Source organism: Chitinophaga sp., assembly GCF_035538455.1.
Taxonomy (GTDB): Bacteria; Bacteroidota; Bacteroidia; order Chitinophagales; family Chitinophagaceae; genus Chitinophaga.
The window spans coordinates 85522-100890 of record NZ_DATLKJ010000184.1 but is presented as its reverse complement, the minus strand read 5'-3'; the positions used below and the strand labels follow the sequence as shown (position 1 = coordinate 100890).

Annotated in this window: 7 protein-coding genes; all 7 read left to right on the top strand. The window is 46.8% G+C overall.

What is annotated here, in order from left to right; all coding sequences use genetic code 11:
• Positions 1-477 (top strand): RNA polymerase sigma factor (locus VM802_RS22370; RefSeq protein WP_325534761.1); only part of this gene is annotated, 477 nt, incomplete at its 5' end.
• A gap of 72 nt (positions 478-549) precedes the next feature.
• A complete protein-coding gene (locus tag VM802_RS22365) occupies positions 550-1572 on the top strand; it encodes a FecR family protein (RefSeq protein WP_325534759.1) in 1023 nt (340 codons plus the stop codon).
• Between the two features lie 10 nt (positions 1573-1582).
• Positions 1583-5068: a SusC/RagA family TonB-linked outer membrane protein gene (locus tag VM802_RS22360; RefSeq protein ID WP_325534757.1), complete on the top strand. Its 3486-nt coding sequence runs from the start codon at positions 1583-1585 to the stop codon at positions 5066-5068.
• Positions 5069-5079: 11 nt separating this feature from the next.
• Positions 5080-6654, top strand: coding sequence for a SusD/RagB family nutrient-binding outer membrane lipoprotein (locus VM802_RS22355; RefSeq protein WP_325534755.1), 1575 nt, complete (start codon positions 5080-5082; stop codon positions 6652-6654).
• A gap of 371 nt (positions 6655-7025) precedes the next feature.
• Complete coding sequence (locus VM802_RS22350; protein ID WP_325534753.1) at positions 7026-10178, top strand: SusC/RagA family TonB-linked outer membrane protein; 3153 nt, start codon at positions 7026-7028, stop codon at positions 10176-10178.
• Positions 10179-10208: 30 nt separating this feature from the next.
• Positions 10209-11819, top strand: coding sequence for a SusD/RagB family nutrient-binding outer membrane lipoprotein (locus VM802_RS22345; RefSeq protein ID WP_325534751.1), 1611 nt, complete (start codon positions 10209-10211; stop codon positions 11817-11819).
• A gap of 419 nt (positions 11820-12238) precedes the next feature.
• The gene (locus tag VM802_RS22340) at positions 12239-15364 is read left to right on the top strand and encodes a SusC/RagA family TonB-linked outer membrane protein (protein ID WP_325534749.1); all 3126 of its coding nucleotides are present in this window, start codon (positions 12239-12241) and stop codon (positions 15362-15364) included.
• Positions 15365-15369: the final 5 nt, after the last annotated feature.

Genomic DNA, 15369 nt, shown 5'->3' with positions numbered 1-15369 from the left:
AGCAAGCTGGACGCCGGGGAAATCAGTAAGGACGTGCTTCAGGACCTGTTTATTTCCCTCTGGGAAAAAAGACATTCCCTCGTATTACAGGAATCACTGAAGTCCTATCTGTTCCAGGCAGCCCGTCACAAGATCATCGATATATACCGTAAAAATGCTACCTACCGCAAGTACCTGCAGCAACTCATCGAACACTTCGATGCACAGCCACATTCCATCATAGACACGGTAGACAATAAAAGCAGGACCCAGGACCTGTTTGAGGCTATCAACCACCTGCCCGACCGCATGAAAGAAATATTTATGCTGAGCAGATTTGAAAATCTCTCCATAGAACAGATCTCCGCCCATCTGGGATTATCCCAGCAAACCGTAAAAAACCAGATCACCAAGGCACTGAAAATATTGCGCAGCAATTACGCCCAGTCATTAATCATCCTTTTAATGATACTGACTTTCAGCTTCTTCAGTTTTTAGCCCGGAAATTCATGATCTCGAATAGTACCTTTTCCACGTTATTACGACTTACTTAATTCAAAATACTATCAGGTGGACTTAGAACAGATAAAAATATTGCTGGAACGATACAATCAGGGAATCTGCACACCAGAGGAAGCTGAGATGGTAGAACAATGGTTTGACCGCATCAACCAGCATCAGTCCACCATTACAAACGACAGAGAGCTTAACCTTCAACTCAGCGATATAAAGTCCAGGATAGATGAACAAATAGCACCCCGCACACCTGTGCGCTATTTGCGCCGCTGGTATGCCGCAGCAGCTGTGGCAGCCGTACTGCTCGTTGCAGCAGGTATCATCTGGTTACAACAACATACACCAACAAATGAAGCCACCGGCAATACGCAACTGGCTGCCGCTTCTACCACAACAACCCGCATCATTAAAGACGGTTTCGTGGAAATCACCACACCCCGTACGGTGAAAGACACCATCCACCTCCAGGACGGTAGCTCCATCGTCCTTAACTCCGGCAGCAAATTACGCTACCCGGAACATTTCAGTAACACTGAGCGCAGTATCTACCTGGAAGAAGGTGAAGCCTTCTTCGATGCCGCACCCGACCCGGGCCGCAGCTTCGTGGTACGCACTACTGATCTGGCCACTACCGCGCTCGGCACCACCTTCAATATCAGGGCCTATACTACTGAAAACAAAGTAACTGTAGCATTGCTTACCGGTAAAGTAAAAGTAGATCAGCTCAACGCCGCCAACAGCAAAGCATCTTCATTGGTGCTCCTGCCCAGCGAACAGATCAGCTTCGACCGCCAGCAGCTCAGCCTCATAAAAACATCCTTTGCAAAACCCGAAGATGTATCAGGCTGGAAACAAGGATACCTGGTATTTAAAGACGCGTCCTATAACGAGATCGTGAATGGCATCGAAAACCGTTTCGGCGTAACCGTTATCAACCAAAGCAATAAAACTGAATGGAATTACACAGGCTTCTTCCGCAATGAAAGCCTGAAAGATGTGATGGATATTATTTGCATCGCGACATCACTTTCTTACACTATCAAAAAGGATACAGTATATCTCGTAAACAAAAACTAAATTGGCTCATATGAGGGTAAGACCATGCCCATTGAAATGGTTTGTATCCCTGGGGTTAATGCTGACACTTCTTCTGGCCGGAAGCCTGAATACCATGACAAGTGGGATGAAGCTGGAACAGGGGCCACCAGGCACCATAGAAATTACCATTCAGGTAAAAAATAAGAACCTGGAAGATGTAATGACAGAAATTTCCGTTAAAACCGGGCTTAACTTCCACTACGATAAAACTGATCTTAACCTGAAGAAAAAGGTAACGCTGACCTGCTTTAAAACACCCGTTGATGAGGTCCTGGCGATGCTGACAGCTCAGACCGGATTGAAGTTCACCCGTATCAGTAACAAAATCATTGTAGGCACAGCAGATGAAAACGGTAAATCATCTGCTGTTAACCTGGTAAATCACATTTCACTCGAAAGAGAAATAACGGGAACAGTACGCGACAGTAAAGGCACGCCGCTTCCAGGAGTTACCATACAAATAAAAAATACAACCAAAGGCACGCAATCAAATGCTGAAGCAGGATTCAGCATTATAGCCGGCCCCGGCGACGTATTGGTATTCAGCTCCATCGGATTTATCACCCGCGAGATGAATATAGGTACCGGAAATGAAATGAATGTGGTGCTGCGCGAAAACATCAAAGCGCTCAGCGAACTGGTGGTAACCGCCCTTGGCCTGCAGAAAAAAGCACGCGAGCTGCCCTACTCCACGCAACAACTTGACGGAGATGATGTATCACTCGCTAAAGATGCCAACTTCATCAACTCGCTCAGCGGGAAAACTGCCGGCATGACCATCACCCGCAATGCCTCCGGCATAGCTGGCTCTGTGCGTGTAGTACTGCGCGGCAATAAATCAACCCGCGAAAATCAACCACTGTATATCGTGGACGGCGTACCCTATGCCAACTATACACCCGCCCAGCCCGTAGACGTATGGGGACAAGCCAACAACATCATTGGTGCAGGCGGTCGCGATGGCGGTGACGGTATTTCCAACATCAACCCTGATGACATCGAAAGCATCAGCATCCTGAAAGGCGCATCCGCCGCAGCTTTGTATGGTAGCCAGGCAGCCAACGGCGTTATTCTTATCACCACAAAAAAAGGCAGGGCTGGCAAAAGTAAACTAGATGTGTCTTCCGACTTCACCATCGAAAAACCAATGCTGCTGCCCAAACTGCAATATCGCTACGGTCAGACTATTACACCCGACACAGACAGTTCCGGCAAGCCACAACCCGGATCTCTCGGTAGCTGGGGCAATCCCGTACATGCACCCGATCATGTAAAAAATTATTACAATACCGGCACCACCTGGACCAACACAATTTCCTTCAGTGGCGGTACTGAAACTGCGCAAAGCTATTTCTCCTATGCCAACACCACTAATACCGGCATTCTGCCTACCTCCAGATTTGATCGTCATACAGTCAATTTCCGTGAAACACTGAAACTGCTGAACGATAAACTGCTGATGGATGCCACCGTTTCATTCCTCGCACAAAAAGCCAATAACCGCCTCTCATCTGGATTGTATTATAGTTCAATATCCGGATTGTACGTTTTTCCAAGAGGACAGGATTTCGATTACTATAAAAAACATTTCGAATACTATGACCTTGAACGGGGTCTGTATATGCAGAACTGGTGGGACATCCGTTATGATAAAAGATGGATAGGTCAGGACGATCAACAAAATCCTGAATGGGCGCTACGCCGTAACCTCCGCATAGACTCCCGCTACAGGGGCATGGCAACGCTCTCCCTCACCTACCAGCTCAACAACTGGCTTTCCTTCAAGAGCCGTACCAGCTTTGATAAATCACTGGATCAATATGAACTGGAAGCATATGCCGGCACCCAGATAGTACTGGCCGGCAGCAATGGAAGATACACTGTAGAAAAGGAATTCAACACACAACTCTATTCCGATCTCATGGCTAATGCCAGCGCGAAGATCAACAAATGGCTGTATCTCGCCGGGAATATCGGCGCCAGCATCACAGACATCAAAGCGCATGAGCGCACCTACAATGGTTCCAATCCCAATGCAGAACCCGGTCTCGTCTATCCCAACAAATTCTCTGTTTCCAATATCAGTCCTTCTTCGATGGATGCACAACATCATGTGGAACAGAAACAGCTGCAGGCATTGTTTTCTAACCTGCAGATAGGCATCAACAACAACGTTTTCCTGGACGTTACCGCACGCAACGACTGGTCCAGCACGTTTGCATTTACACCCACAGCCGGTAAGGGATATTTTTACTACTCAGCCGGATTGTCGCTGATATGGAGCGATATGTTCAAAATGCCGAAACCTTTTGACTTCCTGCGTTCCCGCCTTTCCTATGCAAAGGTAGGAAATGATATTGCCAGTTACGCCTCCAAACCTTCTGCTTTCAATATGCAACAGGTCGCAGGCGTATCCCGCGTAGTACTGAATCAACGCACACCTTACCCAAACGTATATCTGCAACCAGAAGACAACCGCTCCATTGAAGCCGGCCTCGAAATGCGGCTGTTCAAAAATCGGGTAAGTGCAGATCTTACCTTTTACAAAAACAACAACTATAAACAATATATGGAAGTGCCCGCCCCTCGCGGATCAGGGTATAACATATATTACCTGAACATGGGTAACATCCAGAACCAGGGCTGGGAAGTTACGCTAACAGCTATACCTATACGAAACAGAGCATTCAACTGGACAAGTACCATCAACTTCGCCACCAACAAAAACAAGGTGGTTACACTCAGCAATGCTGCCATATCCGGTGCCGACTCCAGCAATATGTTTGTACTGACTGATTTTGGTGTGAATATGTTTGGCTCTTTTATCCAGGAAGGCGGCTCCTGGGGAGATATCTATACCAACAAGGAACTGATTACCAATGAAAAGGGACAATACCGTATAGATGACCAGGGCCGGCTGCAGGTGCACACCCTTTCCAAGAAAGTGGGTAACCCCAACCCCGATTTCACATTAGGATGGAATAACAGCTTTGACTATAAAAATATCAACCTCAGTTTCTTAATAGACGGCCGTTTCGGAGGAAAGGTGATGAGCGTAACGCAAGCCGTGCTGGACTGGTATGGCGTAAGCGAAACAACTGCCAGAGCGAGAGATAACGGAGGCGTAGTAATTAATGCTGTAAGAGACGACGGAAGTTCCTTCCCGGGGAAAATGGATGCCCAGGCTTACTACACTGCCGTGGGCAGCAGAGCCGGTATCGGTGAGATGTACATGTACAGCGCCACCAACATACGCCTGCGGGAACTGAGCCTCAGCTACCGCATTCCACTGAAGTGGAAATGGTTGCGTAATATGCGTGTTGGTGTAGTCGGTAGAAACCTTTTCTTTTTTGAACTGCATGCACCGTTCGATCCGGAAGTGTCCATGGGATCAGGCAACGGACTGCAGGGCGTAGATGTATTTGGATTGCCTCAGGTTAGAAGCATGGGCATCAACCTGAGATTGGGAATATAAAAACATGATCCATGAAACAGCGTAAAAACATAGCATGGCTGACCCTCACAGCGATATTGCTGGGAAGCGCCTGTACCAGGAAGTTTGAAGACCTGAATACGAATCCGTATGATTTTACGGAAGAAGAACTGAGTGCCGATTACCGGCTAATGGGCGAGCCTTTGTCGCAGGCCCAACTCAACCTTCTTATCTATAACGATCCCCCCACGGCGCAATTACAACAAAATCTCAACGCCGATATATTCGGCGGATACACCATGACGCCTACGCCTTTCGAAGGCAACAACAACAATTCCAACTACGGGCTGATCTTCTACTGGAACAACCATCCCTGGAATGTTACGTATAGCAACGTGATGAAATCGTGCAAATTTGCGCAGGACAAAGCGCGGAACAAATATCCCGATTTCTATGCATGGGCACAGATCCTGAAAGTGGAAGCATTACATCGCATCAGTGATATTTACGGGCCTATAATATACAGCCAGTATGGCAAGCTCAATGCCGATAAAGGTGTGGATTATGACACACAGCAAAAGGCATATTATAATTTCTTCAGCGATCTTGACAGTGCCATCACGTTATTGACAGATTCCGTAAACAAGCATGCTGCAGAACGTATCCAGCAGTTTGATCTGGTTTACAAAGGCAATTATACCAAATGGATACGGTTTGCCAACACACTGCGCTTGAGGCTGGCTATCCGCATTTCAGGCGTTGACAAACAAAAGGCACAGCTGGAAGGAGAGGCCGCATTGAATCATCCAATGGGACTGCTGAGAGATAAGGATGATATTTTTGCGGTAGATATATCCCCCGTGACAAATCCGCTCAATATTATGTGCTACACCTGGGCGGACCTGCGGATGAGCGCACCCATGGAATCAATACTGACAGGCTACAAAGATCCCCGCCTGCCTAAATATTTTGTACCGGTGAATGGAGCCAATGAGTATCATGGTATACGTCAGGGTATCAGGATCTCCGCCAAAGAGCAATACTCCGGCTACTCTCCTATCGTAAAACTCGACAAGAAAATCACTTTTATGACAGTCCCCGAAGCCTGGTTCCTGAAAGCAGAAGCAGCCCTGTATGGCTGGAGAGGCGCCGGTAACGCAGAAGAGAACTATAGCCATGGAGTAGCTGCTTCATTTGAACAATATGGTCTTCCTAATGTTAATGACTATCTTCAAAACAGCACACTGAAAGCTAACCCGTATGTGGATCCACGTAATAGTGAAAACAACGTACCCGCAGGGAATCGCCACCTCAGCACCATCACTATTAAGTGGGAAGAAGGCGCTGCACAGGAAGAAAAGCTCGAACGTATCATCACCCAGAAATGGATTGCAATGTTCCCCGAAGGACAAGAAGCCTGGAGCGAATTCCGCCGAACCGGTTATCCTAAACTATTTCCTGTAGTGGTTAATAATAGCAACAATACCATTTCTACGGAAAAATTCATCCGTCGCCTGCCACTACCACAGATAGAATACATTACGAACCCCAAAGCAGTCGAAGAAGCAAAAAAATCTCTTAAAGGCCCCGATAACGGCGGAACTCCACTCTGGTGGGACCTGAAATGAAGTTTATTTTATTATTTTTTTATTTAGGTATGTAGGTATTTAAAAATGCAGCGGAGATCGGCATTGTTTTTAAAAGTTATAACATATGTTTATCTCCGCTGCATTTTTAAATACCTACATACCTAAATAAAAAAATAATAAAATATTTACTGCTGTAATAGTACTATTGTAATTCTCGCACGACACCTTTTCTGTAGCCAACTAACTGCTACCCGTTTAATATGATTTAAAGTTATGAAAAGCTGGTCTTACCATGCTAAGGGCCCGTCTTTGGCATATGATATCATGCGCGCATTTAAAAACATAAACCGATTCAAAACCAAAATTAGCAACAGATATAAATTCCATTATTAACCAATAAAAAGGCAAGTATGAAAACAAACCTACGCCTTATGAAGGTGTGTGCCGTAACAGGAATGGCGCTCACTTCCATAACAGCAGTACATGCTTATGCGAAGGCTGCCGGTCCCTATTCGCCAACTGTCACCGTTCGCAGTATCTTACAGGATAAAGAAATAACCGGTACTGTACGCGATGGGAAAGGCAATCCGTTACCAGGCGTTACAATACAAATAAAAGGAACCAGCAAAGGAACACAAACCAACGCTGAAGGTATTTATCACATCAATGCCAAAGCAGGTGATATACTTGTATTCAGCTCTGTAGGCTTTGCCGTAAAAGAACAGAGCGTGGGCGGTGGCACAACTGTGAACGCCGTACTCGACGAAAATGTAAAAGGCTTGAATGAACTGGTGGTAACAGCACTGGGTATACAGCGTAAAGCCAAAGACCTCACCTACTCAACCCAACAAATAAAAGGTGCAGACCTTTCCGTAGTAAAAGAGACCAACGTGCTCAACTCATTATCCGGAAAAGTAGCAGGTCTGCAAATCAACAGAAGCGCTTCCGGTGTGGGCGGTTCTGCACGTGTAGTGCTGCGCGGACAGAAATCTATCCGTGAAAACCAGCCACTGTACGTAATTGACGGTATTCCCATCGTAAACTTCACGGCCGCACAGCCCAGCGATCTCTGGGGACAGTCCGGTGGCCCCAACTCCAACTCAGCCGGCCGTGACGGTGGCGACATCCTCAGCACCATCAACCCGGATGATATTGAAAGTGTGAACGTACTGAAAGGCGCGTCCGCATCTGCTCTTTACGGTAGCCAGGCCGCCAACGGCGTTATCATGATCACCACTAAAAAAGGAAAATCGGGACAAACAAAAATCAACTTCTCCTCCGACTTTACAGTTGATCAGGCTGCATACCGCCCTGAACTGCAATACAGCTACAAACAATCTCCCGGAACAGGCAACCTGTATAGCTGGGGAGATAAAGGAAGCAGTCCTGACCATGTAAAAGACTTCTTCCGTACCGGTACCACCTGGATCAATGCCATTAACGTTTCCGGCGGCACAGAGAAAGCACAGACCTACTTCTCCTACTCTAATATCACCAACAAAGGTGTTGTACCAACTACTAAATACGGGCAGCATACCGCTAACTTCCGCGAAACCGCAAAGTTCCTGAATGATAAACTAACAGTAGATGCGAACATCCTGATGACTACACAGAACGCACACAACCGTCCTTCTTCAGGTTTGTACTATAATGCCATCACCGGTGTATACCTGTTCCCTCGCGGACTCGATTTTAATCAATATAAAAATAATTACGAGTACTTCTCTCCTACCCGTAACATGTTCCTGCAGGACTGGTGGATACAGAACTACGACAAAGGATTACCAGGACAGGACTCTCAGCAGAATCCTTACTGGATACTCAACAGAAACGTCACTGAAAACAGAAAAGACAACCTTATCTCTTCCCTCTCTTTACGATATGCAATTAATGACTGGTTAAGTATACAGGCCCGCGGCAATGTGAACAAATCATGGGATAAATATGAACTGAAAGCCAACGCAGGTACACAAACCACCATTGCAGACAATAATGGTCGCTATACCTATGACTATCTTTCCAGCACACAATACTATGGCGACCTCCTCGTGTTGGGTAATACCAAACTCTCTGAAAAGATCGGCTTCAACTTTACTGCAGGTACCAGTATCACAGATCTGAAACAGGACCGCAACTTCGCAGACTCAAAAGATGCTGACCTGGCTTTTGCCAATCAGTTTCATATCGGCAACATCAACCTGAACCCGGCTGCAAAAATTTACAACACCGGCGTAAGACGACAGCTGCAATCTGTATTCGGTACTGTAGGTTTTAACCTGAGCGAAAAGGTATTCCTGGATCTGACCGCGCGTAACGACTGGTCTTCCACCCTGGCTTATACACCTAATGCCAAAAAAGGTTACCTGTATTATTCAGCCGGTCTGAACACCATCCTCAGCGACCTCGTTAAACTGCCCAAATTTGTAGATTACTCCAAAGTACGCGTATCATACGCCAAAGTAGGTAACGATGTGCAGCCTTTCGTTACATTGCCTGTTAACACCATTAGATCCGGTCAGCTCACCTCCAATACTTCAGGTCCTTATCTCGGACAACCACTGAAGCCTGAGATGACCACCTCGATTGAAGTCGGTACTGAGTGGAGATTCCTCGACAGCCGCCTGAACTTCGATTTTACCTGGTATAGCTCACATACCAAAGATCAGTACTTCGACTTCCCTATCTCAGCAGGATATCTCTATCCGAATGCTTACGTAAATGCGGGTAACGTGCTGAACACAGGTATTGAAGCTACACTCGGCTATCAGGTTATCAAACAGAAAAACCTGACCTGGCAGACCAACTTCAACTTCACCCACAATAGGAACAAGTTGATTGAATTGGCGCCGCAACTGAAAGGTGACTATACCATCACCCCCAAAGGTGATAACGTAAACAGCTATGCACTGAAACTCCATGAAGGAAGCTCTTTCGGAGATATCTACGGTGTGAAATTCAAACGTGCAGACGATGGTTCCATCCTCGTGAACGACAATGGCAAACCAATCGCACAAACCGGCCCGCTGCAATACCTGGGTAATCCTACACCTAAGTTCCTGCTGGGCTGGAGCAACACCATCAACTGGAAACAGTTCACCTTCAATGTACTGATTGACGGCCGTTTCGGCGGCAAAGTAATGAGCATTACACAAGCCATGCTGGATGAATATGGTGTATCCAAAACCACAGCCAATGCCCGCGACAATGGCGGCGTAGAGATTGCAGCCACTAAGGCAAGCGGCGGTAAATTTGCCGGCAAAATCCCCGCTGATGTGTTCTTCGGCGCAGTAGGCGGCCGTGCAGGTATCACAGAATACTACATGTACGACGCCACCAACATCCGTCTGCGTGAACTGGCCATCGGGTACACTATCCCGCTGCGCCCCGGCATTATCAAAGATCTGAAAGTTGGACTCGTAGGACGTAACCTTTTCTTCTTCTCCAAAAATGCACCGTATGATCCTGAGCTGAGCATGAGCACTGGCAACGGCGTACAGGGTGTAGATGTATTTGGGTTACCTGCTACCCGCAGTTTCGGTATCAACCTGAAATGTGCGCTCTAATTCCATTCAGAACAACTTAAAAAATGACTTATGAATTATTATAAAGCATTTAAAAGAACAGGCTACCTGATGCTGACCGCAGCAGCACTCAGCTTCAGCAGCTGTACCAAAGATTTTGAAGAGCTGAACAAAGATCCCTACGGATCAACAGATAAAGACCTGGAAGCCGATTTTGCCATCGTAGCTGCACAGCTGCAACAGGCACAGCGTAGCATTTACCTCTATCAGCCAGTACCTACCTTCCAGTTGCAGCAAAACCTGCTGGGTGATGTGTTCAGTGGTTACATGATGCCTCCCACACCATTTGGCGGCAACATCAACAATACCAACTACAACCTCATCGATGGCTGGATCACTGCTTCCTGGACTACCGCCTACTATAACGTGATGAACCCATGCATTAAGGCAGGACTGTTCTCCAAAGAGAAATTCCCTGAGACGTATGCAATGGCCAAGATCCTCCAGGTTGAAGGCATGCATCGCATCAGCGACATCTTCGGACCTATCATCTACACTAAATATAATCAGCCCAATGCGCAGGGCGGTATTGACTTCGACAGCCAGAAGGATGCCTATTATGCCTTCTTCGCTGACCTGAAAGAAGCCATCGGAATTCTGAACCCGATTAAGGATAAACCTGCCAGCGTATTGTTTGCCAAATCCGATCTCGTCTATAACGGCAAATACGCAGAATGGCTGAAACTAGCCAACAGTCTGCGTCTCCGCCTGGCTATCCGCATCTCCAATATCGATGCAGCCAAAGCTAAAGCAGAAGGTGAAGCAGCGTTATCTGATGCAGGCGGACTGCTGGAAACACCAGATGATAACTTCCTCGTGAATATCGGTTCAACCACTCATCCACTGAATACCATCAGCGCATCATGGGGCGATACACGTATGGGTGCACCCGTGGAATCAATCATGGGCGGATACAACGACCCTCGCCTTGACAAGTACTTTCTCAAAGCCACAGATCCCGCTGTAACAGGAACTTTCAAAGGTATCCGAAACGGTATCAATATTGACGCCAAGGACCGCTACCTCGGTTACTCCGCCCTGGCGCCGCTGGAAAGCAAACTGCAACTGATGACCGCTGCAGAAACATGGTTCCTCAGAGCTGAAGCAGCTGTACGCGGATGGACCGGCGCCGGTAGCGCACAAAACAATTACAACAACGGTATCAGACAGTCGTTTGAGCAATATAAACTCGGCAGCAAAGCTGATGCTTATATCAACGACGCTACGTCCAAACCTAAACCATATATCGATCCAAAAGCCATCACTCCTGGCCAGAATGATGTTACAGGAGGCTCACACCTTAGCGCCATCACTATCAAATGGGATGATGCCGCATCACAGGAAGCCAAGATTGAGCGTATCGTAACACAGAAATGGATTGCTGTATTCCCCGAAGGACAGGAAGCATGGTCGGAATTCCGCCGCACAGGCTATCCCAAACTGTTCCCGGTGATTATCAATAATAGTAACAATACTATCAGTACGGAGGATTTCATTCGCAGGGCAGTATTTCCCGGCAATGAATACGCTGTAAATGGCGCCGCCGTAGAAAAAGCCATCACTACTTTAAGTACTCCCAAGGATTTAGGTGGTACCCGCCTCTGGTGGGATGTGGCTCACTAATTAAGGTCTTATTTTGAATCGCGTGCATAAAAAAGAAGCCGGTCCTGTTCAGGGCCGGCATTTCTATTTCATTCTTTTACATTAATAAAGAAAGCTGCTGTTTAAGTAGAATGAATGAAGTAATTATTCTCCATGCAGCATTAAACACACTCATAAACTCCCCGCTTTTCGCACCGTCAAAATAATTTCACAAAAATTTATCATTCAAATAGTACTAATATCCTAATCACACGACTACTCTCCTGTCACAGAACCAGCTAAGCCAATAGACACACGTTGAAACGAAAAACTCACCTGACAAAGAGGCTGTAATTCAAGATACGACAGTATTCTGGCGGTTCACTTTTATTGACAGGCGAACATAGTTCTTCTGAACGGGAATTATTTTATATCAATCAAAACTCTAAAACAGGCAAGTTATGAAAAACAACCTACGCCTTATGAAAGTATGCGTTGGCGCCGGTCTGGCATTCAGTACCATGCTTACAGCAAATGCCTACGCAGCAACAGCTGCTACTGCGGCCCGTTCCACCGCATGGCACGCAAATTTCCAGCAACAGGAAGTTCACGGAATCGTAAAAGATAAAAGCGGCAATCCGCTTCCCGGCGTAACTGTTGTGATCAAAGGCAGCGGCAAAGGCACACAAGCTAATGTTGAAGGTAAGTACCATCTCGCAGCCAAAGCCGGAGATGTACTGGTGTTCAGGTTTGTAGGCTATGCACCGCTGGAAATAAAAGTAGGATCATCTGCAGAAGTCAATGCCGAGCTTGAGACAAGTTCCACAGGATTGAATGAACTTGTAGTAACAGCGCTCGGTATCAAGAAAGAAGAGAAAAGCGTAGGATACGCTGTTTCTAAAGTAAAAGGTAGCGACTTTACACAGGCACGTGAAATCAACGTCGCTAACGCACTCGTAGGAAAGGTAGCCGGCGTAAACAGCGCCACACCTGCTACAGGCCCTGGTGGCTCTTCCCGCGTGATCATCCGTGGTAACTCCTCTTTATCATACAATAACCAACCGCTTTACGTAGTAAACGGTATGCCTATCAGCAACGACAACCAGGGTAATCCCGGAAGGTACGGCGGCGCTGATTACGGCGATGGTATATCCAGCATCAACCCGGATGACATCGAAGATATGACAGTGCTGAAAGGTGGCGCTGCTGCGGCATTATACGGTCAACGCGGTATCAACGGTGTTATCCTTATCACCACTAAATCTGGTAAGGCTCGCAAAGGAATTGGTATTGAAGTAAACAGTAACATCACTATCGATCAGGTAAATGACTTCCGCGACTTCCAGAATACTTATGGTCAGGGCACATTAGGTGCAAGACCTACCAACGCCGCTTCTGCCATGAGCACAGGTATGCAGTCATGGGGTGAAAAGTTGGATGGTCAGCCCGCCTATTTCTTCGATGGCAAACAACATCCATATTCCGCACAGAGTCAGCATAACTTCAAAGACTTCTACAAAACAGGCAGCACCCTGAGTAATACGGTAGCTTTCTCCGGAGGTAATGAAAACACTACCTTCAGAGTATCACTCGGTGACCTGCGTAACAAGTCTGTTTATCCCAATGCCGACTACAAACGCAGCAACGCTAATATTGACCTCACTTACAAATTGAACGACAAATGGTCTGGTCAGGCCAACCTCAGCTACGTGAAAGAACGCGCAAACCGCTCCAACGTAAGCGATGCTCCCGGTAACGGTAACTTCGCTATCATGTTCCTGCCGCCTAACGTAAGGGCCAATATGCTGGCTCCCGGCTACGACCCGCTGACAGGTAAAGAAACAGAATTCAACTCCAATCAGTATAACACGAACCCTTACTTTGCTGCGGCAAAATTTACCAACTATACCAACAAAGACAGGGTAATGGGTATGGCCAGCCTGCGCTACCAGGCAACTGACTGGTTGTATGTACAAGGCCGTATCGCCAACGATTTCTTTGCATTCAACGCACAGAGCATCTGGCCTACCGGTACTGCATTTAAGCCAACCGGCAAACTTGTTCAGGACCTTACCCGTAATATGAATGAGCTCAACACAGACATCCTCCTCGGCATCAACAAAAAACTGGCGAAAGACTTCAACCTGGGATTCACTGCCGGCGGTAACTTCATGAGACAAGAAGGAAAAAGGATCGATATGAATGCAGACGGCCTGGCTTACAACAACATCTACAACCCCAGCACCGCCGGTAATAAAAACGTGGATATACAGACGCCCAGAAAAGAAGTACACTCTGTGTATGGTTCACTGGAACTGTCTTACAAGGGAACATTATTCCTGAACGTAACAGACCGCAACGACTGGTCCAGTACACTGCCAGTGAAAAACAACTCCTATAATTATCCTTCTGTAAATGCAGCTTATCTCTTCTCTGAAACCCTGCAGCTCCCCTGGCTGGACCTCGGTAAGGTTCGCGCAGGCTACTCACAGGTAGGTGGTGATGCTCCTATCTTCTCCACAGATTTCTACTACGGCGCACTGGGTTCTATCAACAATGCTCCTATTTCTGACATCCCTGTTGAGATCCCTAACGCTAACCTCGAACCACTGAAAGTGAAAGAAGTAGAAGTAGGCGCACAATTAGGATTCCTTAAAAACCGTGTCACCGTCGACTTTGCGTGGTATAAAAAGCAAACGCTGAATGATATCGTTGCCAGCACTATTTCTATTGCTTCAGGCTTTGAAAGACGACTGCTGAATGTTGGTAAAATTGAAAACAGAGGCATTGAACTGTTGGTATCTGTTGTACCTGTGAAGACAAAAGACTTCACATGGACAACCTCCTTCAACTACACCAAAAACAACAACAAGGTGATTGAATTGGCTCCCGGACAGGAAGATATGCAAATTGACCAGTCAAGAACAGATAACGCCTTTATCAAACATGTGGTAGGATTGCCCGTATCACAGGTAATGGCATTTGATTACCTGAAAGACAGCAAAGGCAATCTCATTCTGAACAGCGACGGCCTGCCACAACAAGATAGCAAACTCACAGCAATGGGTACAGGTGTAGCGCCAACTTCTGGTGGATGGAACAACGAATTCAACTACAAACGCTTTGGTCTCTCCTTCCTCATCGACTTCAAAAGTGGTGGTGTAATCTACTCTGGCACCAATGCCCTGTCATATGGCTTTGGTCTGCACAAAGAAACACTTAACGGAAGAGAAGGCGGCGTTACCGTGAAAGGTGTGGATGCAAACGGCAAAGATGTAAGCAAAACAGTACCTGCACAAACGTACTATGGCGCATTACAGGCCATCTCTGCACTGCATGTGTATAACGCAGACTTCATCAAGTTCCGTTCTGTAAGCTTAACTTACTATTTCCCTGCCAGCGCATTCAACAACAAGATCGGTGGCTTAAGCCTTTCCCTGGTGGGCAGAAACCTGTTCTATATCTCCAAACATACTCCCAACATCGATCCGGAGTCTTCTTACAACAACTCCAACGCACAGGGACTGGAATATGCAGGCGTACCTACCACAAGGTCCATCGGCCTGAACCTGAATGTTAAATTCTAAGAGAG

Excerpts from the sequence above, each read along its gene's own strand:
- VM802_RS22360 (WP_325534757.1), top strand. The coding sequence starts at position 1,583 with ATGAGGGTAAGACCATGCCCATTGAAATGGTTTGTATCCCTGGGGTTA.
- VM802_RS22355 (WP_325534755.1), top strand. The coding sequence starts at position 5,080 with ATGAAACAGCGTAAAAACATAGCATGGCTGACCCTCACAGCGATATTG.
- VM802_RS22350 (WP_325534753.1), top strand. The coding sequence starts at position 7,026 with ATGAAAACAAACCTACGCCTTATGAAGGTGTGTGCCGTAACAGGAATG.
- VM802_RS22345 (WP_325534751.1), top strand. The coding sequence starts at position 10,209 with ATGAATTATTATAAAGCATTTAAAAGAACAGGCTACCTGATGCTGACC.
- VM802_RS22340 (WP_325534749.1), top strand. The coding sequence starts at position 12,239 with ATGAAAAACAACCTACGCCTTATGAAAGTATGCGTTGGCGCCGGTCTG.